This is a genomic window from Variovorax sp. Root318D1 (assembly GCF_001424835.1).
In the GTDB taxonomy this organism is placed as follows: Bacteria; Pseudomonadota; Gammaproteobacteria; order Burkholderiales; family Burkholderiaceae_C; genus Variovorax.
In genome coordinates, this window is sequence record NZ_LMCQ01000012.1 from 35,769 (window position 1) to 58,766 (window position 22,998).

Here is a 22,998-nt window from a genome sequence, read left to right on the forward strand (position 1 = left end):
AGGAGCCTGCCTCATGTCTTCCGTACAAGCTTTCATCATTTCGAAGAACTTGCGGCGTGCCTTGCTGGTCTGCGCCTGCGCGGCCGGCGCCTTCGGGGCACAGGCACAGTCGGCCATGCCGCAGTGGAAGGGCGAGGGTGCGGTGCGCTATGTCTGCGGCGGTATCGGCTCGGACGAATCGAACGCCATTCGCGCCGCCATGAAGGACCATCCGCTGGCGCTGCTTTTCGCGCGCGCCGACGGCGCCTATCTGGCGGACGTGCAGGTCGACATCAAGGGTGCCGACGGTGCGCCTTCATTGACCTGGCGCGCCAGCGGGCCGGTTTGCCTGGTCGACATTCCGGCCGGCCGCTACACCATCAGCGCCACCACGACCGGCGGCGATGCCAAGAGCCAATCGGTGACGGTGGGCGGCGGCTCAAAGACAGCCAGCTTCCGCTTCTGAGCGAGCGTCTCAGCCGGCCGCCAGCGCGGCCTCGATGTCCCGCGTGAGCGAGGCGGGCGTGTCGAGCGGCGCATAGCGTTTGCGCACCTGCCCATCGCGGCCGACCAGGAACTTGGTGAAGTTCCACTTGATGGCGGTGCTGCCCAGGAGCCCGGGCTTCTCCTTGGTGAGCCACTGGTAGAGCGGCGTGGCATTGCTGCCGTTGACGTCGATCTTTTCCATCATCGGAAAGCTCACGCCGTAGTTGGTGGTGCAGAACGCGCCGATTTCTTCGTTGGTGCCTGGGTCTTGAGAGCCGAACTGGTTCGACGGAAAACCCAGCACCACCAGCCCCTTGTCGGCGTATTTCTCGTGCAGTTCCTCGAGCCCGGCGAACTGCGGCGTGAAGCCGCATTGGCTGGCCGTGTTGACGATCAGCAGCACCTTGCCCTTGAAGGCAGAAAGCTTCACGTTCTTGCCGTCGATCCGGTTGGCTTCGAAGTCGTAGATGCTGGCCATGAAAGTACCTCAAGTGGGAGACGAAAGACGATCATCGCCCTCTGCCGGCGTTCGCGCAAACGCGGACCACACGGCCGCCAGAACGATCAGTGCGCCGCCGGCCAGGATGCGCGGATCCATCTGCGCGGCGCCCAGGGCCACAGACGAAACGCTGGCGAACAGCACCTCCGACAGCATGATGACCGCCGTGGCGCTGGCCGCCAGCCGCGCCGCGCCGTACTGCAGGCAGACGTTGGCCACCACGAAGCCGATGCCCAGCACCGCGGCCCATCCGATCCAGCCCGGCGTGGCTGCGAGGGGCGAGTCGAAGGCACCCAGCAAAGTGCCGCTCGCCGCGGCGATGCCCGCTACCAGCGCGCAGCCGCTGAACATCGCCAGGGCGCGCGATTCGCCGGGTGCGCCGTGCAGGTGGCGCAGCAAAATGTTGGTGACGGCAAAGCTGAACCCAGCCGCCACGCCCAGCCAGTCCGGCAGGCTCGAAGGCACGGGCCAATCGACACCCGGCGCCTTGAGCACCACCACCACGCCGGTGAGCGCCAGCGCCACCCGTGCGAGCGCGCCCGCCGTCGGCCGCTCGCCCAGCACCGCCCAGCCCAGCAGCACGCTCCAAAGCGGCATCAGGTAGAACAGCAGCACCACACGCACCACGTCGCCTTGCGTCACGGCCCAGTTGAAGCCCAGGTTGGTGAAACCCGCCGCCAGGCCCAGCGCCACCAGCATCGGGAACGCCGCGAAGCCGCGCCAGGCCTGCCGGCGGAAGAATCCCATGGCGAGCGCGATCGCCACGTAGATGAGGCAGGTGGTCCACACGGGATGCAGCCCGTGCCCTTCGATGTGCCGGAATGGAAACCACGACACGCCCCAGACAAAGGCATTAAAAATCAGTGCGAGAGCTGGCATGTGGCGGAAATTTTCGTGGAACACCGTGGAGCCGGCTTTGCCGGACCACCGGTGTTGCCCCCGGTGAGGGGGGCGAAGCGACACGAAGTGCGCGCAGCCTGGGGGAGGTCAATGATGCTTGTCGCTGCGTGCGATGGCGAGCAGGTGCTCGACTTCTTCGGGGTACTTGCGCAGGTTGTGATGATGCCAGCGCTGGATGAGCCACATGCAGCCGGCCACCACGCCGCCAAACGCGCCAATGGCCGCGAAGGCCGAGAGACCCAGGCCGGTGCAGGCGCTATAGAAGCCGCCCAGCAGCAGGATGCAGGCCTGCTCATTGAAGTTTTGCACGGCGATCGAGCGGCCCGCGCCCATCAGGTTGTGGCCGCGGTGCTGCAGCAGTGCGTTCATCGGCACCACCAGGAAGCCGCCCAATCCGCCCAGCAAGATGAGGAAAGGAACGGCAATCCAGACGTTGCTGATCAGGTTCATGCTGATCACCAGGAGGCCCATGCCAATGCCCATGGGGATCACGCGCGTGGCCATGTCCAGGCGCATGCGCATCGACGCGACGATCGCCCCCACAGCCATGCCGATGGTGACCACGCCGGTGAGCGCCGTGGCCTGCGTGGTGTTGTAGTTGAGCGCGAGCGCGGCCCAGGCCAGCACGATGTACTTGAGGTTGGCGCCGGCACCCCAGAAAAGCGTGGTGGTGGAGAGCGAGATCTGGCCGAGCTTGTCGCGCCACAGGCGTGCGTTGCAGTGCCAGAAGTCGGGCAGCAGCGAGACCATGTTGCGCGCCAGGCCGTGCGCGGGGTTGCTGCGCAACGGCCGCATCTCGACACCGGTGTGCGGGATGCGCGTGTTGAACCAGGCCGCCAGCGCATAGACGAAGATCAGCACCGAGATGGCCGCCTCGGCCGGCGAATCGATGCCGGTATCGATCAGCGGCAGGTCGATGGCCAGCAGCTGGGTCGAGACCGCATGGCCCACCAGCGAGCCGCCGAGCACGATGCCCAGAAGAATCGAAGCGATCGTCAGGCCTTCGATCCAGCCGTTGGCCTTGACCAGCTGCGAAGCCGGCAGCAACTCGGTCAGGATGCCGTACTTGGCCGGCGAATAGGCCGCGGCGCCAAGCCCCACGATCGAGTAGGCCAGAAGCGGATGCGAGCCGAACAGCATCATCAGGCAGCCGACCACCTTGATCGCGTTGCTGATGAACATCACCCGCCCCTTGGGCAAGGCGTCTGCGAACGCGCCCACCAGCGGCGCCAGCACCACGTAGAAGACAGCGAAGATCGGCACCAGCGCAGCGCGCTGCCATTCGGCCGATCCCGTGCTTCGCATGAGCTCGACAGCAACGACGAAGATCGCGTTGTCGGCCAGCGACGAAAAGAACTGGGCCGACATGATCGTGTAGAAACCGCGCTTCATCGATGGGCTGGCTGGCCAGGAAGATTGCTGGCAGTAGTGAGAAAGTGTTGCGACGTTTGGCGAATGGGCGGTTATAGCATGGGGGTACGACGGAAAAATCAGCGTTGCCAACCTGGACAGCCCTGCTTGCGAAGATGCTAAAACCCCGTCTTCAACATCCGACATTTCCCATGCCGCGTCCCATTCTCGCCACTGTTCACACCGCCGCGCTCCGTCACAACCTCGATCGGGCGCGGCGCGCCGCGGTCGATGCCCGCGTCTGGGCCGTGGTCAAGGCCAACGCCTATGGCCATGGCATCGAGCGGGTGTATGAGGGCCTGCGCGGTGCCGACGGCTTTGCGCTGCTCGACCTGGCCGAGGCCGAACGGGTGCGCGCACTCGGCTGGCGCGGCCCGGTGCTGCTGCTCGAGGGCGTGTTCGACGCGCGCGACCTGGAGCTGTGCTCGCGGCTCGACCTCTGGCACACCGTGCACTGCGACGAGCAGATCGACATGCTCGCGGCCCACAAGACGCTCAAGCCGCAGCGCGTGTTCCTCAAGATGAATTCCGGCATGAACCGCCTGGGCTTCGCGCCCGAGCGCTTCGGCTCCGCCTGGACGCGCCTCAACGCGCTTCCGCAGGTCGACGAGATCTCGCTGATGACGCATTTCAGCGACGCCGACGGCGCGCGCGGCATCGCGCACCAGATGGCGGTGTTCGAGCGCGTCACGCACGACCTGCCGGGCGAACGCTCCGTGGCCAACAGCGCTGCCACCCTGCGCCATGCCGAAAAGACCCGTGGCGATTGGGTGCGCCCCGGCATCCTGCTGTACGGCAGCGCGCCCGACTTTCCGCAGCACGACGCGGCGCATTGGCAGCTGCAGCCGACCATGACGCTCTCGACAAAATTGATCGGGGTGCAGACCCTCCAGGCTGGCGACTCCATCGGCTACGGCTCCAACTTCACTGCAGATGGGCCGCTCACCATCGGCGTGGCCGCGGTCGGATATGCCGACGGCTATCCGCGCCATTGCAATACCGGCACGCCGGTGCTGGTGAACGGCGTGCGCACCCGCATGGTGGGCCGCGTGAGCATGGACATGATCACGGTCGACCTCACGCCCGTGCCCGACGCGAAGTTCGGCGCCGAGGTCACGCTGTGGGGCCGCTCGGCCGTGACCGGGGCGGTGCTGCCCATCGACGAGGTCGCGCAGGCGGCCGGCACCGTCGGCTACGAACTCATGTGCGCCGTGGCGCAGCGCGTGCCCTTCGCTCCGGCCGAAGTCGAATGAAGGTGCTCTCCAACTGGCGCTAGGTGCGCCTGTGGGAGACACAGCTCGAGCGCGACCTGCACCGCAACTACAGCCAGCGAACGCACGGCATCCTGATCGGCAGCTTCACGCTGCTCTTGATGTGGAGCGCCTCTGCATTGCTGTGGCCCTGGGCGCCGCGCTCGACCACTTCATGCCCCAGGTCAACTCCTTGCCCGAGGCCGTGCGGACCCTGCTGAAGAAGCACTAAGCTTCTTCCGGCCGTCGCCCTGGGCAGCCAGCACGTCCAGCAGGTGGTCGATCAGCACTCGGCACTTGGGCACTGTGAAGCGGCTGGGCGGATAGAGGATGTAGGCGTGCCCGCGGTAGTTGCCCTGGAATTCCCAGCCGGCCAGCACCCGCACGACGCGGCCGTCCTCCAAGGCCTCCTGCGCCATGAAGGCCGGCACGCAGGCCACGCCCAGGCCCGCGAGCGCGGCTTCGAGCCGCACCTCGCTGTGGTTGGAGACATAGCGGCCCCGCACCACGACCTCGGCTTCGTCTTCATCGCCCTTTTTGAAGCGCCAATGGTTGTCGCGCTCGTGCTCGCCGAGCGAGAGGCAGCTGCGCGCGAGCAGGTCGCGCGGGTGTTCGACGGCGTTGCCCTCTGCCAGGTAGTTCGGCGAGGCGCACAGGATGTGCGCGACCGGCATCAGCTGCCGCGCCACCAGCCCTTCGGGCGGCTTCGTCGTCAGCCGCACCACCAGGTCCACGCCTTCGCGGATCGGATCGATGTCGCGGTCGTCCACGATGAGCTGCACGTCGACCTCGGGATGGCGCTGCAGGAAGTCGAGGATGTGCGGATGCAGCACGCGCCGCGCAAAGGCCTTTGGCGCGCTGATGCGCACCAGCCCGCTCGGCTTCTTCGAGAACTGCTGCGCGACGTCCATCGTGCCTTGTGCCGCCAGCACCAACTCGCGGCACCGCGCGAAGGCCTCGACGCCGGGTTCGGTCAGCCGCAGCTGGCGCGTGGTGCGCTGGAGCAGCTGCACGCCGATTTCCTTTTCCAGGCGCTTTACCTGCCGGCTCGCGGCCGACGGCGTCATGCCCAGCAGATCGGCGGCCGCGGAGAAGCTGCCCAGCTCGGCGACCCGCAGGAAGGTCACCATCTCCGGCAGTACTTTGAGAAATGAATTCGTTCCCACGGCGCAAGGGTCCTGTTCCGGCCGACGGCTGTTCGGCCCGTGTGATGCCCGGAACAATTCTTTTCTTTGTTGTTCAGGACGGTGGGCCGACAGTATGGATTCAAAGCAGGTGCGCGGCATCGCCCCGGGCGCATGGGGCGGGAGAAAGTGGGCCGGCATCGGCGCCGCCGAGATCATGCTGCTGCTCGTGGCGGCCGTGTGGGGCGGCAGCTATGCGGTGGCCAAGCAGGCCACGCAGCAGTTGCCCGTGCTGGAGTTCATCGCGCTGCGCTTCGGGCTGACCTTCGTCGTGCTGCTGCCGGCGCTCAAGCCGCTCTTCAACGCGCAATGGAGGCAAGGCGTTGCGGTGGGCGGCCTGCTCGGCGCCAACCTGCTGGCGATCTTCGTCTGCGAGACCTTCGGCGTGTCGCTCACCACGGCGAGCAACGCCGCGTTTCTGATCAGCCTGTGCGTGGCGCTCACGCCTTTTGTCGAATGGTGGCTGCTCGGGCAGCGGCCGGAACGGCGCATGTTCTGGGCGGCGGGCCTGTCGGCGCTGGGCGCCGCGATGCTGTCGGCCACTTCGCCCGCGGACATCTCGGTGGGGTGGGGCGATGGCCTCATGGTGATCGCCGCCTTCCTGCGCGCCGTGATGGTCTGCTTGACGCGAAGGCTCGCCGGGCGCCATTCGATGTCGGCGCTGACACTGACGGCGGTGCAGTCGGGCGTGATGGCGCTCGGCGCGGCGGCGCTGTCGCTCATCGCGTCGAAGGGCGCGTGGCACATGCCGCCTGCCACGGCCTCGTTCTGGTGGGGCATGGCCTACCTCGTGCTGCTGTGCACGGTTTTCGCGTTCTTCGCGCAGAACCATGCGGCCTCGCGTTCGAGCCCGAGCCGGGTGTCGCTGCTGATGGGGAGCGAACCGGTGTTCGGGGCGTTGATTGCGGTGTATGGGTTCGGGGAGACGGTCGGGGCCTGGGGCTGGGCCGGCGGGTTGCTGATCGTGGTGGCGGCCTGGTGGGTGACGATGCCGCGAAAACCTGTGACGGGTTGAAGGTGGACGTGGAGCGCCCAATCAATACAGGCCAAGCTGCCGCAGCTTCAAGCGCGCGAGGCCCAGCAGCGCATCGGTGAACGGCGTGGCCACACCGGTCAGTTCGCCCAGCTCGCGCACCACGGTGACCAGCGCATCGAGCTCCACCGACCGGCCGGCTTCCACGTCCTGCAGCATCGAGGTCTTGAACGCGCCGAGCTTCATCGTCACCGCATGCCGGTCCTCCGGGCTCTGCGTGATCTCGATGCCGATGCGCCGTCCGATCTCCCTCGCCTCGAGCATCACGGCCGAGATGAAGCCACGCACATAGTCATCGCCCATGATCAGGTCGGTGGTGACGCCGGTCATCGCGCTGATCGGGTTCACCGTCATGTTGCCCCAGAGCTTGAACCACACGTCCTTCTGGATCTGCGGCGACAGCGTGGTGTCGAAGCCGGCGCTCTTGAGCAGCGCGACGAGCTCCTGCACACGCGGCGTGGCCTCGCCCGAGGGCTCGCCCACGATCAGTCCGTTGCCGAAGTGATGCCGTACCACGCCCGGCCCGTCGAGCGAGCAGCTCGCATGCACCACGCAGCCGATCACGTTGCGCGTGGGAATGGCCCGGGTAATGGCGCCGTCGGGATCCACGGCCGCGAGGCGGTGGCCGGTGATGGCTCCGCCGAAGCCGCCTTCGAGAAACCACCACGGCACGCCGTTCATCGCGACCAGCACGATCGTGTCGGGTCCGATCAGCGGCCCGATGCGCTCGGCAACGCCCGCGAGCGCCGGCGCTTTCACCGCGATGACCACGAGGTCTTGCACGCCCAGCGATTCGGGCTCGGCCACTGCGTTGACGGGCACGCGCATGCGCACGTCGCCGCGCATCAATGAAAGGCCATCCTGTTGCAGTGCGTCGAGCGTCGCGCCACGCGCCACCACGTTGAGGCGTTCACCGGCTTGCGCGAGGCCGGCGCCGATCCATCCGCCGATGGCGCCGGCGCCGTAGATGCAAATCTTCATGAAAGAGGCCGCCTCAGTTTCTGTAGCTCGGATCGATACGGTCCACCTGGCGCACCAGGGCATCGAAGACATCCTGCCCCGCGCCATGTTCGGGGCTGAACTGCAGCGCATCGCGCGTGCAGCGCTGCGCGATGTCTTCGCTCACCGGAATGGCCGCGCCCATCGAGAAGGTCGCCATCTGGATCTCGCAAGCGCGTTGCAGCGTCCACAGAATCGCGAAGGTCTGCGGCAGCGTTTGCCCCCAGGCCAGCAGGCCATGGTTGCGCAGGATCACCGCGTTGCGGTTGCCGATGCTCTTGAGCAGCCGCGGGCCTTCGTCGGCATGGATGGTGATGCCCTCGAAGTCGTGGTACGCCACCATGCCGTGCAGCTGCGCGGTATAAAAATTGGTCTGCTGCAGGCCGCCCTGTAGGCAGGCCACGGCCACGCCGGCCGTGGTGTGTGTGTGCATCACGCAGTGTGCGCCAGGCAGGCCGTCATGAATGGCGGCATGCACAGTGAAGCCGGCCGGGTTCACCGGATGGCTCGAACCGTCGAGCACCTTGCCCTGCAGGTCGATCTTCACCAGGTTGCTGGCCGTGACCTCGCTGTAGTGCAGCCCGAAAGGGTTGATGAGGAACTGCTTTTCTCCACCCGTCACGCTGTCCGGCAGCCGCAGTGTGATGTGGTTGTAGATCATCTCGGTCCAGCCCAGCATCGCGAAGACGCGATAGCAGGCCGCAAGCTGTTCGCGCGCGGCGCGCTCGTCCGGATGGATCGAGGGATGGACCAGCGCCGATGGCGGCACGGGAGTGGCGAGTGTGTTCATTGCAGTTCCTTCATACGGTTAGCCTTCAGCGGTGAAGCCGACTTCCTTGACAATCGGCGCCCACTTGGCGGTGTCTTTCTTCAGCAGATCGGTCAATTCGCCCGGCGTGGAGGACATGGCTTCCAGCCCGAAGGTGCCGAGCCCGTCGATCACGTCCTTCTGCGCGAGCGCGTTCTTCATGGCGGTGTTCAGCCGCGCGACCAGCTCCGGCGATGCCTTGGCGGGCAGGAAGAAGGCGAACCATTCGCTGTGCGCCATATCGTGGATGCCTTGCTCGCCGAAGGTCGGCACGTCGGGTGCGAAGCGGCTGCGCTTGGCGCCGGAGACGCCCAGGATGCGCACCTTGCCCGAGGCCAGGTGCTGCGTGATGTCGCCGATGGGGCCTGACACGGCCGAGATGTTGCCGCCCAAGAGGTCGAGCATGGCCGGCTGCGTGCCGCGGTAGGCCGCGTGCTTGAGCTCCGCGCCGCCCTTCTTGCCCAGCAGCGCGCCGATGAAGTGCGGCGTGGAACCCGCGGCGGGTGAACCGAAGTTGGCGCCGGCCGGATTGGCCTTGGCCCAGGCCAGGAATTCGGGCACCGTCTTCACGCTGGCCGGCACCGCGGGCCCGACCGCAAAGCCGAAGTCGAAGATGCACGCGATGCTGACTGGCGTGAGGTCGACCATCGGGTCGTACGGCAGCTTCTTGTAGATGTGCGGGTAGATCGTGAGGATCGAGGTCGGCGTTTGCAGGATGGTGGTGCCATCGGCGGGCCGGCCTTTCACGTAGCTCACGGCAATCTGCCCGCCCGCACCGGTGCGGTTTTCGACCACGGCGGATTTCGCGTACTCGGGGCTGAGTTTTTGCGCGATGCGCCGGCAAGTGGTGTCCGAGGTGCCGCCGGCCGCAAAGCCGGTGACGATGGTGGCGGTTTCGATCGAGGCTTGCGCGAAGGCGTGCTGGCCCAGGCTCGCGAGCAGGGCCGACGCGCCGGTGGTCTGCAGCATGTGGCGGCGGGTGAAGGTCATGGTTTGTCTCCGGGTGTTGATAGTGATTTCAGCGGCTACGACTCGTCGCGCAGCCAGGTGACTGCGCCCGAATGGGTCACGGCGCCCTGGTGGGCGGGGCGCACGGTGAGGGCATATTTTTCCAGCAAGCCGCGGTGAGGCGCCCCCGCGTTTACCTGACGTTCGGAGAGACGGCGCGCGATGTCTTCCGCCGCCAGTTCCACCGAAATGCTGCGGGCCTCGGCCCGCGCATCGATGGCCACGATGTCGCCGTCGCGCAGCGCTGCTATCGGTCCGCCGTCGGCTGCCTCGGGCCCCGCGTAGCCGATGCACAGGCCGCGCGTGGCGCCCGAGAAGCGCCCGTCGGTGAGGAGCGCCACCTTGTCGCCCATGCCTTGGCCGTAGAGCAGGGCGGTGATGCCCAGCATCTCGCGCATGCCGGGGCTTCCCTTCGGGCCTTCATTGCGGATCACGATCACGTCGCCGGGCTGGTAGCGGCGGTTCTGCACGGCCGCCTGGGCTTCTTCCTCGGACTCGAAGACGCGCGCCGGGCCGCGATGCACCAGCGTCTGGAGGCCCGCGGTCTTGAGCAATGCGCCGTCCGGGCAGAGGTTGCCCTTGAGCACCGCCAGGCCTCCGTCGCGCGTGATCGGGTTGCCGGCCGCGCGCACCACGCGGCCGTCAGGCGCGGCGGCATCGGCCAGCTCTTCGGCCATGGTGCGGCCGGTGAAGGTGAGCACGTCGCCGTGCAGGAAGCCTTGCTCCATCAGCGTGCGGAGAATGACGCCTGCGCCGCCGATGTAAAACACGTCGCGCGCCAGGTACTGCCCGCCCGGCCGCAAGTCGGCGATGAGCGGCGTCCGCGCGAAGATCTCGGCCACGTCGTCGAGGTGGAACTTGATGCCGGCCTCGTGCGCGATGGCCGGCAGGTGCAGCGCCGCATTGGTGGAGCCGCCCGTGGCCGACACCACGGCGCAGGCGTTTTCGAGCGCCTTGCGCGTGACGATGTCGCGCGGCAGGGGGCTGTCGCCCATCACCGCCTTCATGAGATTTTTAGCGGCGCGGCGCATCAGCGGCGCTCGCTCGCTGAACACCGCCGGCACCATGCTCGAGCCGATGGGCGCGAGGCCCAGCGCCTCGGACACCATGCCCATGGTGTTGGCCGTGAACTGGCCTGCGCAGGCGCCGGCAGTGGGCAAGCAGGCACGGCTCATGGCGTCGAGTTCGTCGTGCGTGGCGGTGCCGGCCAGCACCTTGCCGATGGTCTCGTAGGTATCGACCACGTTGAGGTCGCGGCCATCGGGCCCGGGCATCTGCCCCGGCAGCGCCGAGCCGCCATGCACGAACACGCTCGGCACGTTGCAGCGCACCATGCCCATCATCAAACCCGGCAGGTTCTTGTCGCAGGCGCCGATGGCAAAGATGCCGTCCCACTGGTGGCCGCGTGTCGAGGCCTCGACGCTGTCGGCAATCAGCTCGCGCGAGATCAGCGAGAAGCGCATGCCCGAGTGCGCCATGGTGAGCCCGTCGCTCACCGACACCACGGGGCATTCATGCGGCGTGCCGCCGCCGGCGTAGATGCCGGTCTTGGCGTGCTGCGCCTGCTCGCGCAGGTTGAGGTTGCAGGGGCTCATCTCGCCGCCGGTGTGGAACACGCCGATGTGCGGACGCTCGATGTCCTCGTCGTCCTGGCCCAGCGCATGAAGAAAGCTGCGCGTGGTTGCGCGGATCGTGCCTTCGCGGATGGTGGCGGAGCGAAAGCGCTTGGGATCGGTCGGAGAAGTCATGGCGCAGGGAAACGAACAGTTTTCAATAGCCGTTGGGCGTCACAGCGCTTGCGGCGGTCTTGTATTTAGACGCCAGTTGCTTCGCCGCGGCCGTGAGCAGGATGGTGTCGACGCCCACCGCCACGAACTGCGCGCCCGCCGCGAGCCATTTGCGCGCCTGCTCCTCGGTGGTCGAGAGAATGCCCGGTGCCTTGCCGGCCTTGCGGATGCGCGCAATGGCATCGGCGATCACGGCCTGCACCTCGGGGTGGTTCGGCTGGCCCACGAATCCCATCGACGCCGAGAGGTCGGCCGGCCCGATGAACACGCCGTCCACACCCGGCGTGGCGGCGATGGCATCGAGGTTCTTCATCGCTTCGACGGTCTCGGCCTGCACCAGCAGGCAGGTCTGCGCATTGGCTTCATGCAGGTAGCCGGGATAGGCCTGCCAGCGCGAGGCGCGCGCGAGGGCGCTGCCCATGCCGCGGATGCCTTCGGGCGGATAGCGCATCCCCTGGACCATTCGCGCCGCCTGTTCGGCGGTGTCGACCATCGGCACCAGGATGGTCTGCGCACCGATGTCCAGGTACTGCTTGAGCAGCGTGGTGTCGCCCACCGGAACCCGCACCACGGGGTGCGAGCGCTCCGATTCGGGCTGTGCCGACCACGCGCTCGAGATGCCCTGCAACTGCGAGAGCACGGAGCGCACGTCGTTGGGCGCGTGCTCGCCGTCGAGCAGCAGCCAGTCGTAGCCAGTGCCCGCAAGAATCTCGGCCACATAGCCGTCGGCCAGTCCGACCCAGAGGCCGATCTTCTGCTCGCCGGCCTGCATGGCCTGCTTGAAAGTGTTCAGAGGTGTGTGCATGGAGCGTCTTTCAGACAAAACGGAAGGCAATGCTGCCCAGCGGGCCGTAGTCGGCATGGAAGGTGTCGCCGGGCACGGCGGTGGTGGGCCGGGTGAACGAGCCGCCGAGCACCACCTCGCCGGCTTCGAGGTGTTCGTCCCACGGCGCGAGCTTGTTCGCGAGCCAGGCCACGCCGGTGGCGGGGTGGTTGAGCACGGCCGCGGCCACGCCCGACTCTTCGATCACGCCGTTCTTGTAGAGCAGCGCGCTCACCCAGCGCAGGTCGACCGCGTCGGGCTTCACCGGCCGGCCACCCATCACGATGCCAGCGTTGGCCGCGTTGTCGGCGATGGTGTCGAACACCTTGCGCGGCGCCTTGGTGTGGCGGTCGAACTGTTCGATGCGCGCATCGATGATCTCGATGGCGGGCACCACGTAGTCGGTGGCGGCCAGCACGTCGAAGATGGTCACGTTCGGGCCCTGCAGCTTCTTGCCGAGGATGAAGGCCAGCTCCACCTCGATGCGCGGCGCGATGAAGCGCTTGAACGGTATGTCGCTGCCTTGCTCGAAGAACATGTCGTCGAGCAGGGTGCCGTAGTCGGGCTCGGTGATCTGGCTGGACAACTGCATGGCCCGCGAGGTGAGGCCGATCTTGTGGCCCTTCACGGTGCGGCCCTCGGCGATCTTGGCCTTGACCCATTCGCGCGAGATGGCATAGCCGTCTTCCACCGTCATCTCGGGAAAGCGCTTGGAAAAGTGCTCGACCTGCACGCGCGACTTCTCGCTCTCGTGCAGTTCGGCCGCGAGCCTGGCAATGGTGTCGGCGGTGAGCATGGTTTCTTTAGTGCTTGTTGAAGAGAGGATGCAGGTTGCTGTGCTTGCCGTCGTACACCTGGCCAGGGCTTTCGTCGATCTGCAGCGTGATGCCGATGTGGCGTTTGCTGAAGATCGGTTCGAAATGCGCGCGCACGTCGGCCAGCAGGTCGTCGCCGGCCTTTTTCTTCACAGCTTCGGCGCGTCCCGCCGCCATTCGAAGGTTGAGATACACGAAGGCGTAGTCGGCCTTGCCGTCGGCCACCGCATGGTGCGCGGCTGGGAAGGCCAGAACACGCGTGCCGCCGATGGGGAACACCGGCTTGCCGGCCTCGTCGCACTGCTTCAGCATGGTGTCGGCCAGCGTGCGGCAAAGCGTCGTCATGTCGGTTTCGGCTTCGATGTTGGGCGTGTAGAGGATCACGAGATGCGGCATGTGGGTGCTCCGTTCATTCGATCGACATCGTCGCGACGGTGCATGTCACCGCGAAGATGGGGATGGCATTCATGTGCAGGATCTGGCCCTTGCCACGCGCGGCCGCGGCCACGCTCAAGAAGGTGCGAATCTCGAAGCCGCCCTGGCCCGCTTCGCGGTAGGTGGCTTCATCGTTGTAGTCGGCCTGCGAGAGCAGCGCTTCGCGGTCGTTGGCGCACCAGCGGCGCATGAACTCGGCGTCCCACTCGGCGTTGACCTTGCCCGAATCGGGTGTGGCCGGCCAATGTGAAATGCCGCCCGTGCCCACCAGCGCAATGCGCTCGGGCGCCTTGTCGCAGGCGCGGCGCAAGGCTTCTCCGAAGGCCCAGGCGCGGTGCAGCGGTGTGAGCGGCGGTCCCTGGCAGTTGATGTTCACGGGAATGACCTTGGTGTCGAACATCGGCGTGAGAAAGTGGAGCGGCACCATGATGCCGTGGTCGAATTTCCATTCTTCCGCGTAGGCCACGTCCACGGTCTGCATCACCTCGCGAATCAAGCGCTGCGACAGCGCGGCATCGCCGGGGATGGTGTGCTTCTCGATACCCAGCCACTTCGGATCCTCGATCGGACCCTCGTAGCTGTCGGCCATGCCGATTGCATAGGCCGGCATGTTGTTCATGAAGAAATTCGCGAAGTGCTCGGCCGCGACCACGATCACCGCGTCGGGCTTCGTGGCGCGCATTGCTTCGCCGAAGCGATGGAACTGCGCGTGAAATTCGTCCTTCACGACTGCGTCGGCCAGGTGGGCGCGGCCAGTAATGCCAGGGGCGTGGCTGCACACGCCTGCGAATACGAGACTCATACGCCTGCCACCTTTTCGTCTGTACCCGTTGTCATCGCATAAATTCCTGCACGCACCGGACCGTACTTGCGCACGCCTTCGCGCATCGCTTCGAGGTAGTCGGCCCATGCAATGCCGAGCAGCGGTGCGAAGTGCATCAACAGTTGTCCGTTGCAGCCCAGCACGTAGAGCTTGCCGATGTCGCCCTTGTCGATGGCTTCGCGCTCTTCGTCGTTGAGGTCATAGGCAGCCAGCAACTCGACACGTGTTTCGCCGCCTTCCGCATAGCGGCGTTGCACGCCGGCATCGCGGTTGAGTGCAAACAAAAATTTCTGCATGGCGTAGAGGCTCATAGCAGGGACCTCGCGTTCTCTGCGTTTGGGGCGCGTGCAAAGGCCACCGGGTACTCCCCTCCGCGAATGTCCCCCGGGCTTCGCCCTCCTCCTTTATTTCGCTGCGGGGAGCACCCGGTGCCCTGTTCACACTGGGCGCTGTGGTTGTTCCGGTCGATCAACGTTCGCTCTGAACAACGCTCCCGTCGATGGGGTGCCTTGCGCAGCGAAATAAAGGGGGAGGCCGCAGGCCGGAGGACATTCGCGGAGCAAGGTACCCCGTCGGCGGGAGCGCGCCCAAGGCGATACATCTCACACCCCCCAATGCGGAATATGGTGCGAACCCATCGAAACCGCAACGTTCTTCGGCTCGCAGAACACTTCATAGCTCCAGGTGCCGCCTTCGCGTCCCGTACCCGAGGCCTTGGTGCCGCCAAAAGGCTGGCGCAGGTCCCGTACGTTCTGGCTGTTGACGAAGCACATGCCGGCCTCCACCGCGGCCGCCACGCGGTGCGCGCGGCCGATGTTCTCGGTCCACACATAACTCGAGAGACCGTACTCGATGTCGTTGGCAAGGCGGATCGCTTCGGCCTCGTCCTTGAACGGAATCAGGCAGGCCACCGGACCGAAAATTTCTTCTTGCGCAATCCGCATGCGGTTGTCGACGTCTGCGAACACCGTCGGCATCACGTAGTTGCCGTGCTTCACGCGGTCAGGCAGTTCGGGCGTGCCGAGCCCGCCGCACAGCAGCGTCGCGCCTTCCTTCGGACCGAGCTCGATGTAGCTGCGCACCTTCGCCAGGTGCCCCTGCGAAATCATCGGCCCGACGATGGTCTTCTCGTCGAGCGGGTCGCCCACCACGATGCGCCTGGCCCGCTCGGCAAACTTCGCGGCAAAGTCCGCATAGATCGACTGTTGCACCAGGATGCGCGAGCCCGCCGTGCAGCGCTCGCCGTTATTGCTGAAGATCATGAACACCGCCGCGTCCAGCGCGCGGCCCAGGTCGGCGTCGTCAAAGATCACGAACGGGCTCTTGCCGCCCAGCTCCATGCTGAACTTCTTCAAGCCCGCGCTTTTCACGATGCGGTTGCCCGTGGCGGTGGAGCCGGTGAACGAGATCGCGCGCACGTCGGGATGCGCCACCAGCGGCTCGCCGGCTTCCTTGCCGTAGCCGTGCACCAGGTTCAACACGCCCGGTGGAATGCCCGCTTCGAGCGCGAGCTCGCCCAGGCGCGCCGCTGTGAGTGGAGAGAGCTCGCTCATCTTCAGCACCGCGGTGTTGCCGAAGGCGAGACACGGCGCGACCTTCCACGTGGCGGTCATGAAGGGCACGTTCCACGGGCTGATGAGCGCGCACACGCCCACTGGGTGGAACAGCGTGTAGTTCAGGTGCGTGGGCGTTGGGTAGGTGTGGCCGTCCACGCGCGTGCACATCTCGGCAAAGTAGTAGAAGTTGTCGGCCGCGCGAGGGATCAGCTGCTTGCCGGTCTGCGAGATGACCTGGCCGCAGTCGTCGGTCTCCGTCTGCGCGATCTCGGGCACGTGCTTGGCGATCAGGTCGCCGAGCTTGCGGACCAGCTTCGCGCGCTCGGTCGTAGGCAGCCCGGCCCACTTGGGAAACGCTTCCTTGGCGGCGGCCACGGCCGCGTTCACTTCGGCTTCGCCGCCCGAGGCGACTTCGGCCAGCACCTCCTGCGTAGCGGGGTTGACGGTCTGAAAGTAGTCGGTGCCGGCAACGCTCTTGCCGCCGATGAGGTGATGAATCTGTTGCATGGAATCCCTTCAAGGGGCAGTCAGTGTTTGTCTCTTCTGTCGTTGGTATGGAAAAGCAGTGCGGCGCTAGGTGCCCTCGATGGTGTTGACCAGTGCGCCGATGCGCTCGATCTCGGTCACCACCACATCGCCCGGCCTGCAATCGACCACGCCGTCGGGCGTGCCCGTAAGAATCAGATCGCCGGGCGACAGCGTCATGAAGCGGCTGAAATACTCGATGAGAAAGGGCGCGTCGAAGATCATGTCGCGCGTGCTGCCCTGCTGCGTGACGGTGCCGTTCACCGTGGTCTTGAGCGCGAGCGCCATCGGGTCGGGCACATCGGCCGCGTCGACGAACCAGGGTCCGAGCGGCGTGCAGGTGTCGCGGTTCTTCACGCGCAGATTGGGGCGATACCAGTTCTCCAGGTAGTCGCGAATGGCGTAGTCGTTGGCCACGGTGTAGCCGCCAATGAAGTCGTAGGCGTCGTCCCGCTTTACGTGGCGCGCCGTCTTGCCGACGACGATGGCGAGCTCGCATTCGTAGTGCATGAACTGCACGCCGGCCGGGCGATGCGTGCGCTGGCGGTGGCCGGTCAGCGTGCTCTGGCCCTTGACGAACACCAGCGGTTCCTCGGGCGCCTTGAACTCCAGTTCCTTGGCGTGGTCGGCGTAGTTGAGGCCGAGCGCAAGGATGGTGCGGGGCCGCGCCGTAGGCGCAAGCGGCGGTAGCCAGGTGAGCTGATCCTGCGGCACCACGCGGCCGTCTTCCAGGCGCACGGCGGCATCTTGCTCGCCATTGAATTCATGCGCGGTGCCGGTGTGTTCGCGGCCTTCGAATATGACGCGCGCGTGCTTCATGCGGCCACCTCCTGCACCAGCGCGTTGGCCAGGGTCTCGAACCCCGGCGCGGAAATCTCGATGCGATCGCCCGCGCGGGCCAGCGGTCGGCCGGCGTCGCAGCCCAGCATCAGCACGTCGCCATGCGCGAGCGTCATGAAGTCGCCGACGTCGGCGAGCAGCTGCTGCGCCGGACGCACGAGCTGCGAAAAATCGATCGACTGCCTGAGCGTGCCATTGATGCGCACCTCGACGCGAAAGCCTGCGGGGTCGGCCACCTCCTGCGCGTCGCGCAGCACCGGACCGATGCCGAGGAACCCGTCCACGCACTTGAATTTCACGGGAGGACGGAAGAAGCTCGCGTGCGGAATCGAGAGATCGTTCATCAGCACGAAGCCTTCCACGTCGCCCTCGGCGCCGATCACCATGCCGATGCTGGCGCCGATTTCCACCTCGGGCACGGATGAAGGCACCGCAATGGCGCTGCCGTGCGGGCTCCAGGTGTTGGCGGTCTTCACATAGAGCACCGGCGCTTTCGGCGGCGCCTTGTAGGGTGGCTCTGCCATTTGCGGCGCGAGCGCGTCGAACTCGGCGCGGAAGTTCAGCAGCGTGCCGTACACGGTGCCTGTCGGAAGGTAGTGCGGGGCGCTGCTGCTCATGAGGGCTGCTCCAGTGCAATGAGTTCGTCGAGCAGCCCGTAGAGCTGGGTGAGCTTGGTCTTGCCGAGCGACTTTTCCATCCAGTCGTAGTGTGCTTCGATGCTGGTCGACAGGCGCTTCACCAGCTTCATGCCGTGTGGCGTGGCCTCGACCACCGTACGTCGCTGGTCTTCGGGATCGCGGCTGCGCGTGATGAGCTTGTCGCGCTCCATGCGCGCGAGCACGCCGGTGAGGCTGGGGCCGAGGATGAACGCCTCGCGTGCCACGTGGCCGGTTTCGACGGCGCCGTGCTCGCCGAGCACGCGCAGCACGCGCCATTGCTGGTCGGACAGCGCGTGCTCGCGCAAGCTGGGCCGCGTGTGGGCCATCACGGCTTCGCGGGCCTGCAGCAGCAGGCGCGGCAAATTGCGGTGCGTGAAGGTGGTGCTCAAAAGCTGTACCTCGTTGAATTAGTTAACATGTTAAATGATTTGGAATTTCTTTCCTAGCCGTTTTCCATCAGGGTTTGTGCGGACACCTAAACTCCCCGCATGGCCAAGGAAAAAACACTATTTGTCTGCAGCGAATGCGGCGGCACCAGCCCCAAGTGGCTCGGCAAATGCCCGAGCTGCGGCGCCTGGAACACACTCATCGAGCAGGTCGCGGGCAACGGCAGCGGCCCGGCCAACAACCGCTTCGGCACGCAGTACGCCTCGCTCGCGGGAGCGTCCGAACTCGCCACGCTGTCGGAAATAGAAGCAACCGACATCGAGCGCACGCCCACCGGCCTGGAAGAACTCGACCGCGTGCTGGGCGGCGGTATCGTGTCCGGCGGCGTCACGCTCATTGGTGGCGATCCGGGCATCGGCAAGTCGACCTTGCTCTTGCAGGCGGTCGACGCGCTGCAGCGCGCGGGGCAGAACGCGCTCTACGTCACCGGCGAGGAAAGCGGCGCGCAGGTGGCGCTGCGCTCGCGGCGGCTCGGCCTCGACCATTCGCAGGTGCAGGTGCTGGCCGAGATCCAGCTCGAGAAGATCATCGCCACGCTCGACGCCACGCGTCCGGCCATCGCGGTGATCGATTCGATTCAGACGGTGTACTCCGACCAGCTCACCTCCGCACCGGGCTCCGTTGCGCAGGTGCGCGAATGCGCGGCGCACCTCACGCGCTTTGCCAAGACCAGCGGCACGGCCGTGGTGCTGGTGGGCCACGTCACCAAGGAGGGCGCGCTCGCGGGGCCACGCGTGCTCGAGCACATGGTCGACACGGTGCTGTACTTCGAAGGCGACACGCATTCGAGCTTTCGCCTCGTGCGTGCCATCAAGAACCGCTTTGGCGCCGTGAACGAGATCGGCGTGTTCGCCATGACCGAGCGCGGCCTGAAAGGCGTGGCCAACCCGAGCGCGATCTTCCTGAGCCAGCATGCCGAGCCGGTGCCCGGCAGCGTGGTGCTGGTCACGCTCGAGGGCACGCGGCCGATGCTGGTGGAAATCCAGGCGCTGGTCGACAACGGCGGCCCGAGCCCGCGCCGCCTTTCGGTGGGCCTGGACCGCGACCGCCTCGCCATGCTGCTGGCCGTGCTGCATCGCCATGCGGGCGTGGCCTGCATGGACCAGGACGTGTTCGTCAACGCGGTGGGCGGCGTGCGCATCAGCGAGCCCGCGGCCGACCTGGCCGTGATGCTGGCCATCACCTCCAGCCTGCGCGGCAAGCCGCTGCCCAAGGGCTTCATCGCTTTCGGCGAAGTGGGCCTGGCGGGTGAAGTGCGTCCGGCGCCGCGCGGCCAGGAGCGCCTGCGCGAAGCCGCCAAGCTGGGCTTCAGCGTGGCCGTGGTGCCCAAGGCCAATGCGCCGCGAAAGGGATCGAAAGAGATCGAGGGCCTGTCGATCCACGCCGTCGACCGCATCGAAGAGGCGATGGACGTGGTCCGCCGCCTCGATTGAATTCACTGGAGGAAAAAATGCCCGGCGCACCACAGGCGCGCCGGGCCACCCTCCCTACCCCCCGATGTGCATCGTGAACGCCGGTCCGCCGTTGAGCACGCATTGGCCGCTGCCCAACGTGGCCGAGTTCATCGTGTACTGGCAACTCAGGTTGCCGCCGCGATTGCCGCTGGCGTTCGCCAGGCCGGCACCTCGCGAGCCGGCAACCCGGGTCGCCTCTCCCTGGAACTGCTCCCCACCGATGTGCGCATTGAAATGGCCGCGGCCGTTCATGTCGTTGGTCACCGTGCCTGCGACGGTTCCGTAGCGCGCCGCTTCGGCGTTCGACGGATACAGCCGCGCACTGAAGCTCTGCGCCACCGGACCCGGTGCAACGGCGTAAGCCTGCGAAGGCGGCGCCGCGGGTGCGGGTTGCCCGAGTGGCACCACGTAGCAACCGCTGAGGACGGCGGCCGTGAGCGTGGCGGCGAGGGTGAGACGAACGAATGTGACAGAGCGCGGAATATTCATACACTTTTCAGTGGCCCGGGCAGATGCCCGTGCGGTGAAATGTGCCGGCTCGCGCCACCGCGCCACCTGCTTTTCGCGATGAGTACCGCCCCGCGCGCCCGGCGGTAGCCATGGCCGCTACTGCCGCCTGTCTTGCCAGTGCGGCAAGAAAAGCGCCTCCGATCCACATGCGAACTTTTGAATGACGCCAGGAAGGTGAGGAGCACCGGGCGGCGACAATGCGCCCCATGAATTTTCAGAAACTGCTGGTGCCCGTGGGCGGCATCGTCCTTCTCGGGCTTGCATGGCGCAGCTACGGCTGGGCCGGAGTGGCGCTGACCGGCGGCGCGATCGTGATGTTTTTGCTGCTGCACTTCAACCGCGCGATGCAGGTGCTCAAGCGGGCCGCCGACCGACCGGTGGGCTATGTCGCAAGCGCGGTGATGCTGAACGCCAGGCTCAAGAAAGGCGTGACGCTGATGCACGTCATCGCGATGACGCGCGCGCTTGGCGAACTGCGTTCGCCCAAGGACGAGCAGCCCGAGCTCTACCGCTGGACCGACACGGGCGGCTCGTATGTCGACGCCGTGTTCAACGGCGGCAAGCTGCAGAGCTGGACGCTGACGCGGCCCGAGGCTCCGCCCGAAGAAGAAACGCCGGCGAGCTGATCAGGCAAGCCGGGCGGGGCGCCGTCCTTCCTTCAGAACGGTGCGTCTTCTTCTTCCTCGACGGCGTCGGCCGGCGTCGAGGTGGTGGGCGCCGCAGCAGGCACTGCCTCCGGTTTCGCGCTCTCATCCTTCGGGGCGCCCGAGAATGCCGCTTCGCCGCCCAGCGCGTCGAGCAGCGCCGGCACCAGTTGGCCGAGTTCGCCGGTGGCAATGGCCACGTCGGCATCGAAGTTGTCTTCCTTCTTGCCGCCCGAGGCACCGTCGCCCGTGCCTTCGAGGAACACGATCTTGCGGATCAGCATGCCGTGCGTCAGCTCGAAAGACACGCGGTCGTCCCAGGTGAGCGCCAGGCGCGTCGGTCGCTTGCCATCGGTGATGTGCTTTTGCACTTCCTCGATGTCGAGCGGGTGTTTGGCGTAGCGCACCACGGCTTTCGAATCGTCCGAGGCCTTGAGTTCGCACTCGCGGTCGATGGTGAAGCCGGCCGGCGGCTCCTGCGTGAGCAGCCAGTTGGCCATGGCGGCGGCCGGCTCGATCTGCGTGTTGATGAGGGCCACGGCAAAACCGTCGAGCGACTTCACGAGACTGGTCACCACTTCGTCGGCGCGCGCGGCATTGGCGCTGTTGATCACCAGGCGGCGCTCGGCCTGGTCGATCCACACGGCCACGCGGGCGCTGCGCGTGAAGGCCATTGGCAGCAGCTCGAGCGTGATGTCTTCCTTGAGCTCCTTCTTTTCCTTCTTGCCGGGCTTGCGGCCGGTGGTGGCCTCGATTTGCGCGCAGCGCTCGTCGAGCTTGCGGCGCACCACGGAGCCGGGCACCGCCTTGCTCTCGATCATGTATTCGACCAGCCACTGGCCGCCGATGGACTCGGCCAGCGGGCCGTTGGCCTCGCCGCGGGGCTCGACCCAGCCGGCGGACTTTTCCTGCGAGGGGCCGCAGGGCTCGAAGCGCTGCTTGCCGAGACCTTCTTCCACCTCGGTCAATGTTTGGGACCAGGCAGGTTCGATGCGATAGACGATGACGTTCTTGAATACGGACACGGAAACCCTTTTTCCACTGGTTTGGACAACCGGCCATTGTCGGGCACCCCGTTCCGGGGCCGGCCGTAAAATCGCAAGCTTTTGCGACTTCCTCTCCGTCGCACCCCCCACACCGCTTCCCAAACAAAGGAATCAGGAAATGAGCTCGATCCCCCCCTCGCTGGACGACCGTGACGGCAAGATCTGGATGGACGGCGAACTCGTGGACTGGCGCGACGCCAAGATCCACGTGCTGAGCCACACGCTGCACTACGGCTGCGGCGCCTTCGAGGGCGTGCGCGCCTACAAGACGGCCGATGGCGGCACGTCCATCTTCCGCCTGGCCGAGCACACCGAGCGCCTGTTCAACAGCGCCAAGATCCTGCGCATGAAGATCCCCTTCACGCCAGAACAGCTGAACGAAGCCCAGAAGCAGGTCGTGCGCGAGAACAAGCTCGAAAGCTGCTACCTGCGCCCGCTGATCTGGATCGGCTCCGAAAAGCTCGGCGTGAGCCCCAAGGGCAACCGGATCCACGCCATGGTCGCGGCCTGGTCCTGGGGCGCCTACCTGGGCGAAGAGGGCATGCGGCGCGGCATCCGCGTGAAGACTTCCAGCTACACCCGCCACCACGTCAACATCACGATGACGCAGGCCAAGTCGGTGAGCAACTACACCAACTCCATCCTCGCCAACATGGAAGCGCTGGACGACGGCTACGACGAAGCACTGCTGCTCGACGCGAGCGGCTTCGTCTCCGAAGGCGCGGGCGAGAACATCTTCGTGGTCAAGGGCGGCGTGGTCTACACGCCCGACCTGTCGGCCGGCGCGCTCAACGGCATCACGCGCAACACCATCCTGCACGTGTGCAAGGACCTCGGCATCGAACTCGTGCAAAAGCGCATCACGCGCGACGAGGTCTACATCTCCGACGAAGCCTTCTTCACCGGCACCGCCGCCGAAGTGACGCCCATCCGCGAACTCGACCGCATCGAGATCGGCAACCGCGGCGACGGCGGCTCGCGCGGCCCGATCACCGAGAAGATCCAGGCGGCCTTCTTCGACATCGTGAATGGCAAGAATCCCAAGTACGCCCATTGGCTCACGAAAGTCTGAGAAAAC

General features: G+C 66.3%; 25 protein-coding genes. 6 read left to right on the forward strand and 19 right to left on the reverse strand.

The features are described 5' to 3' along the window. The first annotated feature begins 13 nt into the window (after positions 1-13). Positions 14-445, forward strand: a complete 432-nt coding sequence (locus ASC78_RS10410; RefSeq protein WP_055800357.1) for a hypothetical protein — start codon at positions 14-16, stop codon at positions 443-445. 9 nt (positions 446-454) lie between these two features. On the opposite strand, the gene ASC78_RS10415 is transcribed toward ASC78_RS10410, so the two are convergent. The 3 genes from ASC78_RS10415 to lplT all read right to left on the reverse strand — a co-directional run bounded on the left by ASC78_RS10415 (position 455) and on the right by lplT (position 3,256). After that, on the reverse strand, positions 455-943 hold the full coding sequence (locus ASC78_RS10415; protein WP_055800360.1) for a glutathione peroxidase: 489 nt from the start codon (positions 941-943) through the stop codon (positions 455-457). A gap of 9 nt (positions 944-952) precedes the next feature. Continuing rightward, complete coding sequence (locus ASC78_RS10420; RefSeq protein WP_055800363.1) at positions 953-1,843, reverse strand: DMT family transporter; 891 nt, start codon at positions 1,841-1,843, stop codon at positions 953-955. Positions 1,844-1,951: 108 nt separating this feature from the next. Next, positions 1,952-3,256, reverse strand: a complete 1,305-nt coding sequence (lplT, locus tag ASC78_RS10425; protein ID WP_055800366.1) for a lysophospholipid transporter LplT — start codon at positions 3,254-3,256, stop codon at positions 1,952-1,954. A gap of 170 nt (positions 3,257-3,426) precedes the next feature. Between lplT and alr the strand changes: the two genes are divergently transcribed. Beyond that, positions 3,427-4,527: an alanine racemase gene (gene alr / locus ASC78_RS10430; RefSeq protein ID WP_055800369.1), complete on the forward strand. Its 1,101-nt coding sequence runs from the start codon at positions 3,427-3,429 to the stop codon at positions 4,525-4,527. A gap of 182 nt (positions 4,528-4,709) precedes the next feature. Here the strand turns inward: alr and ASC78_RS10435 are convergent, their stop codons facing one another. After that, positions 4,710-5,690 carry a LysR family transcriptional regulator gene (locus ASC78_RS10435; RefSeq protein WP_055800372.1) on the reverse strand — a complete coding sequence of 327 codons (981 nt, stop codon included), beginning with the start codon at positions 5,688-5,690 and terminating at the stop codon, positions 4,710-4,712. Positions 5,691-5,784: 94 nt separating this feature from the next. On the opposite strand from ASC78_RS10435, the gene ASC78_RS10440 reads away from it, so the two are divergent. Beyond that, entirely contained in the window at positions 5,785-6,723 is a 939-nt protein-coding gene (locus ASC78_RS10440; protein WP_055800375.1) for a DMT family transporter, read from the forward strand. Between the two features lie 21 nt (positions 6,724-6,744). On the opposite strand, the gene ASC78_RS10445 is transcribed toward ASC78_RS10440, so the two are convergent. The 13 genes from ASC78_RS10445 to hpaR all read right to left on the reverse strand — a co-directional run bounded on the left by ASC78_RS10445 (position 6,745) and on the right by hpaR (position 18,208). After that, entirely contained in the window at positions 6,745-7,722 is a 978-nt protein-coding gene (locus ASC78_RS10445; RefSeq protein WP_055800378.1) for a 2-dehydropantoate 2-reductase, read from the reverse strand. A gap of 13 nt (positions 7,723-7,735) precedes the next feature. Continuing rightward, a complete protein-coding gene (locus tag ASC78_RS10450; protein ID WP_055800381.1) occupies positions 7,736-8,530 on the reverse strand; it encodes a class II aldolase/adducin family protein in 795 nt (264 codons plus the stop codon). Positions 8,531-8,548: 18 nt separating this feature from the next. Then, a complete protein-coding gene (locus ASC78_RS10455) occupies positions 8,549-9,538 on the reverse strand; it encodes a Bug family tripartite tricarboxylate transporter substrate binding protein (RefSeq protein ID WP_055800383.1) in 990 nt (329 codons plus the stop codon). A gap of 35 nt (positions 9,539-9,573) precedes the next feature. Further along, entirely contained in the window at positions 9,574-11,304 is a 1,731-nt protein-coding gene (ilvD, locus tag ASC78_RS10460; protein WP_055800386.1) for a dihydroxy-acid dehydratase, read from the reverse strand. Positions 11,305-11,326: 22 nt separating this feature from the next. Then, on the reverse strand, positions 11,327-12,148 hold the full coding sequence (gene hpaI / locus ASC78_RS10465) for a 4-hydroxy-2-oxoheptanedioate aldolase (RefSeq protein WP_055800389.1): 822 nt from the start codon (positions 12,146-12,148) through the stop codon (positions 11,327-11,329). A 10-nt stretch (positions 12,149-12,158) separates the two neighbouring features. Then, complete coding sequence (hpaH, locus tag ASC78_RS10470; RefSeq protein WP_055800392.1) at positions 12,159-12,962, reverse strand: 2-oxo-hept-4-ene-1,7-dioate hydratase; 804 nt, start codon at positions 12,960-12,962, stop codon at positions 12,159-12,161. 7 nt (positions 12,963-12,969) lie between these two features. Further along, positions 12,970-13,377, reverse strand: a complete 408-nt coding sequence (locus tag ASC78_RS10475; protein ID WP_055800395.1) for a 5-carboxymethyl-2-hydroxymuconate Delta-isomerase — start codon at positions 13,375-13,377, stop codon at positions 12,970-12,972. Positions 13,378-13,390: 13 nt separating this feature from the next. Then, complete coding sequence (locus ASC78_RS10480; RefSeq protein ID WP_055800398.1) at positions 13,391-14,218, reverse strand: extradiol ring-cleavage dioxygenase; 828 nt, start codon at positions 14,216-14,218, stop codon at positions 13,391-13,393. Then, complete coding sequence (locus tag ASC78_RS10485; RefSeq protein ID WP_055800401.1) at positions 14,215-14,550, reverse strand: aromatic ring-opening dioxygenase LigA; 336 nt, start codon at positions 14,548-14,550, stop codon at positions 14,215-14,217. The genes ASC78_RS10480 and ASC78_RS10485 overlap by 4 nt, the downstream gene beginning before the upstream one ends. Before the next feature lie 291 nt (positions 14,551-14,841). Beyond that, positions 14,842-16,302: a 5-carboxymethyl-2-hydroxymuconate semialdehyde dehydrogenase gene (gene hpaE, locus ASC78_RS10490; protein ID WP_055800405.1), complete on the reverse strand. Its 1,461-nt coding sequence runs from the start codon at positions 16,300-16,302 to the stop codon at positions 14,842-14,844. 66 nt (positions 16,303-16,368) lie between these two features. After that, positions 16,369-17,139 carry a fumarylacetoacetate hydrolase family protein gene (locus tag ASC78_RS10495; RefSeq protein ID WP_055800409.1) on the reverse strand — a complete coding sequence of 257 codons (771 nt, stop codon included), beginning with the start codon at positions 17,137-17,139 and terminating at the stop codon, positions 16,369-16,371. Then, positions 17,136-17,777, reverse strand: a complete 642-nt coding sequence (locus ASC78_RS10500; protein ID WP_055800412.1) for a fumarylacetoacetate hydrolase family protein — start codon at positions 17,775-17,777, stop codon at positions 17,136-17,138. The genes ASC78_RS10495 and ASC78_RS10500 overlap by 4 nt, the downstream gene beginning before the upstream one ends. Next, positions 17,774-18,208: a homoprotocatechuate degradation operon regulator HpaR gene (gene hpaR / locus ASC78_RS10505; protein WP_055800415.1), complete on the reverse strand. Its 435-nt coding sequence runs from the start codon at positions 18,206-18,208 to the stop codon at positions 17,774-17,776. The genes ASC78_RS10500 and hpaR overlap by 4 nt, the downstream gene beginning before the upstream one ends. A gap of 99 nt (positions 18,209-18,307) precedes the next feature. On the opposite strand from hpaR, the gene radA reads away from it, so the two are divergent. Next, on the forward strand, positions 18,308-19,699 hold the full coding sequence (radA, locus tag ASC78_RS10510; RefSeq protein WP_055800418.1) for a DNA repair protein RadA: 1,392 nt from the start codon (positions 18,308-18,310) through the stop codon (positions 19,697-19,699). Positions 19,700-19,753: 54 nt separating this feature from the next. Here the strand turns inward: radA and ASC78_RS10515 are convergent, their stop codons facing one another. Further along, the gene (locus ASC78_RS10515; protein ID WP_055800420.1) at positions 19,754-20,209 is read right to left on the reverse strand and encodes a hypothetical protein; all 456 of its coding nucleotides are present in this window, start codon (positions 20,207-20,209) and stop codon (positions 19,754-19,756) included. 218 nt (positions 20,210-20,427) lie between these two features. Between ASC78_RS10515 and ASC78_RS10520 the strand changes: the two genes are divergently transcribed. Continuing rightward, on the forward strand, positions 20,428-20,856 hold the full coding sequence (locus ASC78_RS10520; protein WP_055800424.1) for a hypothetical protein: 429 nt from the start codon (positions 20,428-20,430) through the stop codon (positions 20,854-20,856). A 32-nt stretch (positions 20,857-20,888) separates the two neighbouring features. On the opposite strand, the gene ASC78_RS10525 is transcribed toward ASC78_RS10520, so the two are convergent. Beyond that, positions 20,889-21,899, reverse strand: a complete 1,011-nt coding sequence (locus ASC78_RS10525) for a recombination-associated protein RdgC (protein WP_055800426.1) — start codon at positions 21,897-21,899, stop codon at positions 20,889-20,891. A gap of 139 nt (positions 21,900-22,038) precedes the next feature. On the opposite strand from ASC78_RS10525, the gene ASC78_RS10530 reads away from it, so the two are divergent. Next, positions 22,039-22,992, forward strand: coding sequence for a branched-chain amino acid transaminase (locus ASC78_RS10530; RefSeq protein WP_055800429.1), 954 nt, complete (start codon positions 22,039-22,041; stop codon positions 22,990-22,992). Positions 22,993-22,998: the final 6 nt, after the last annotated feature.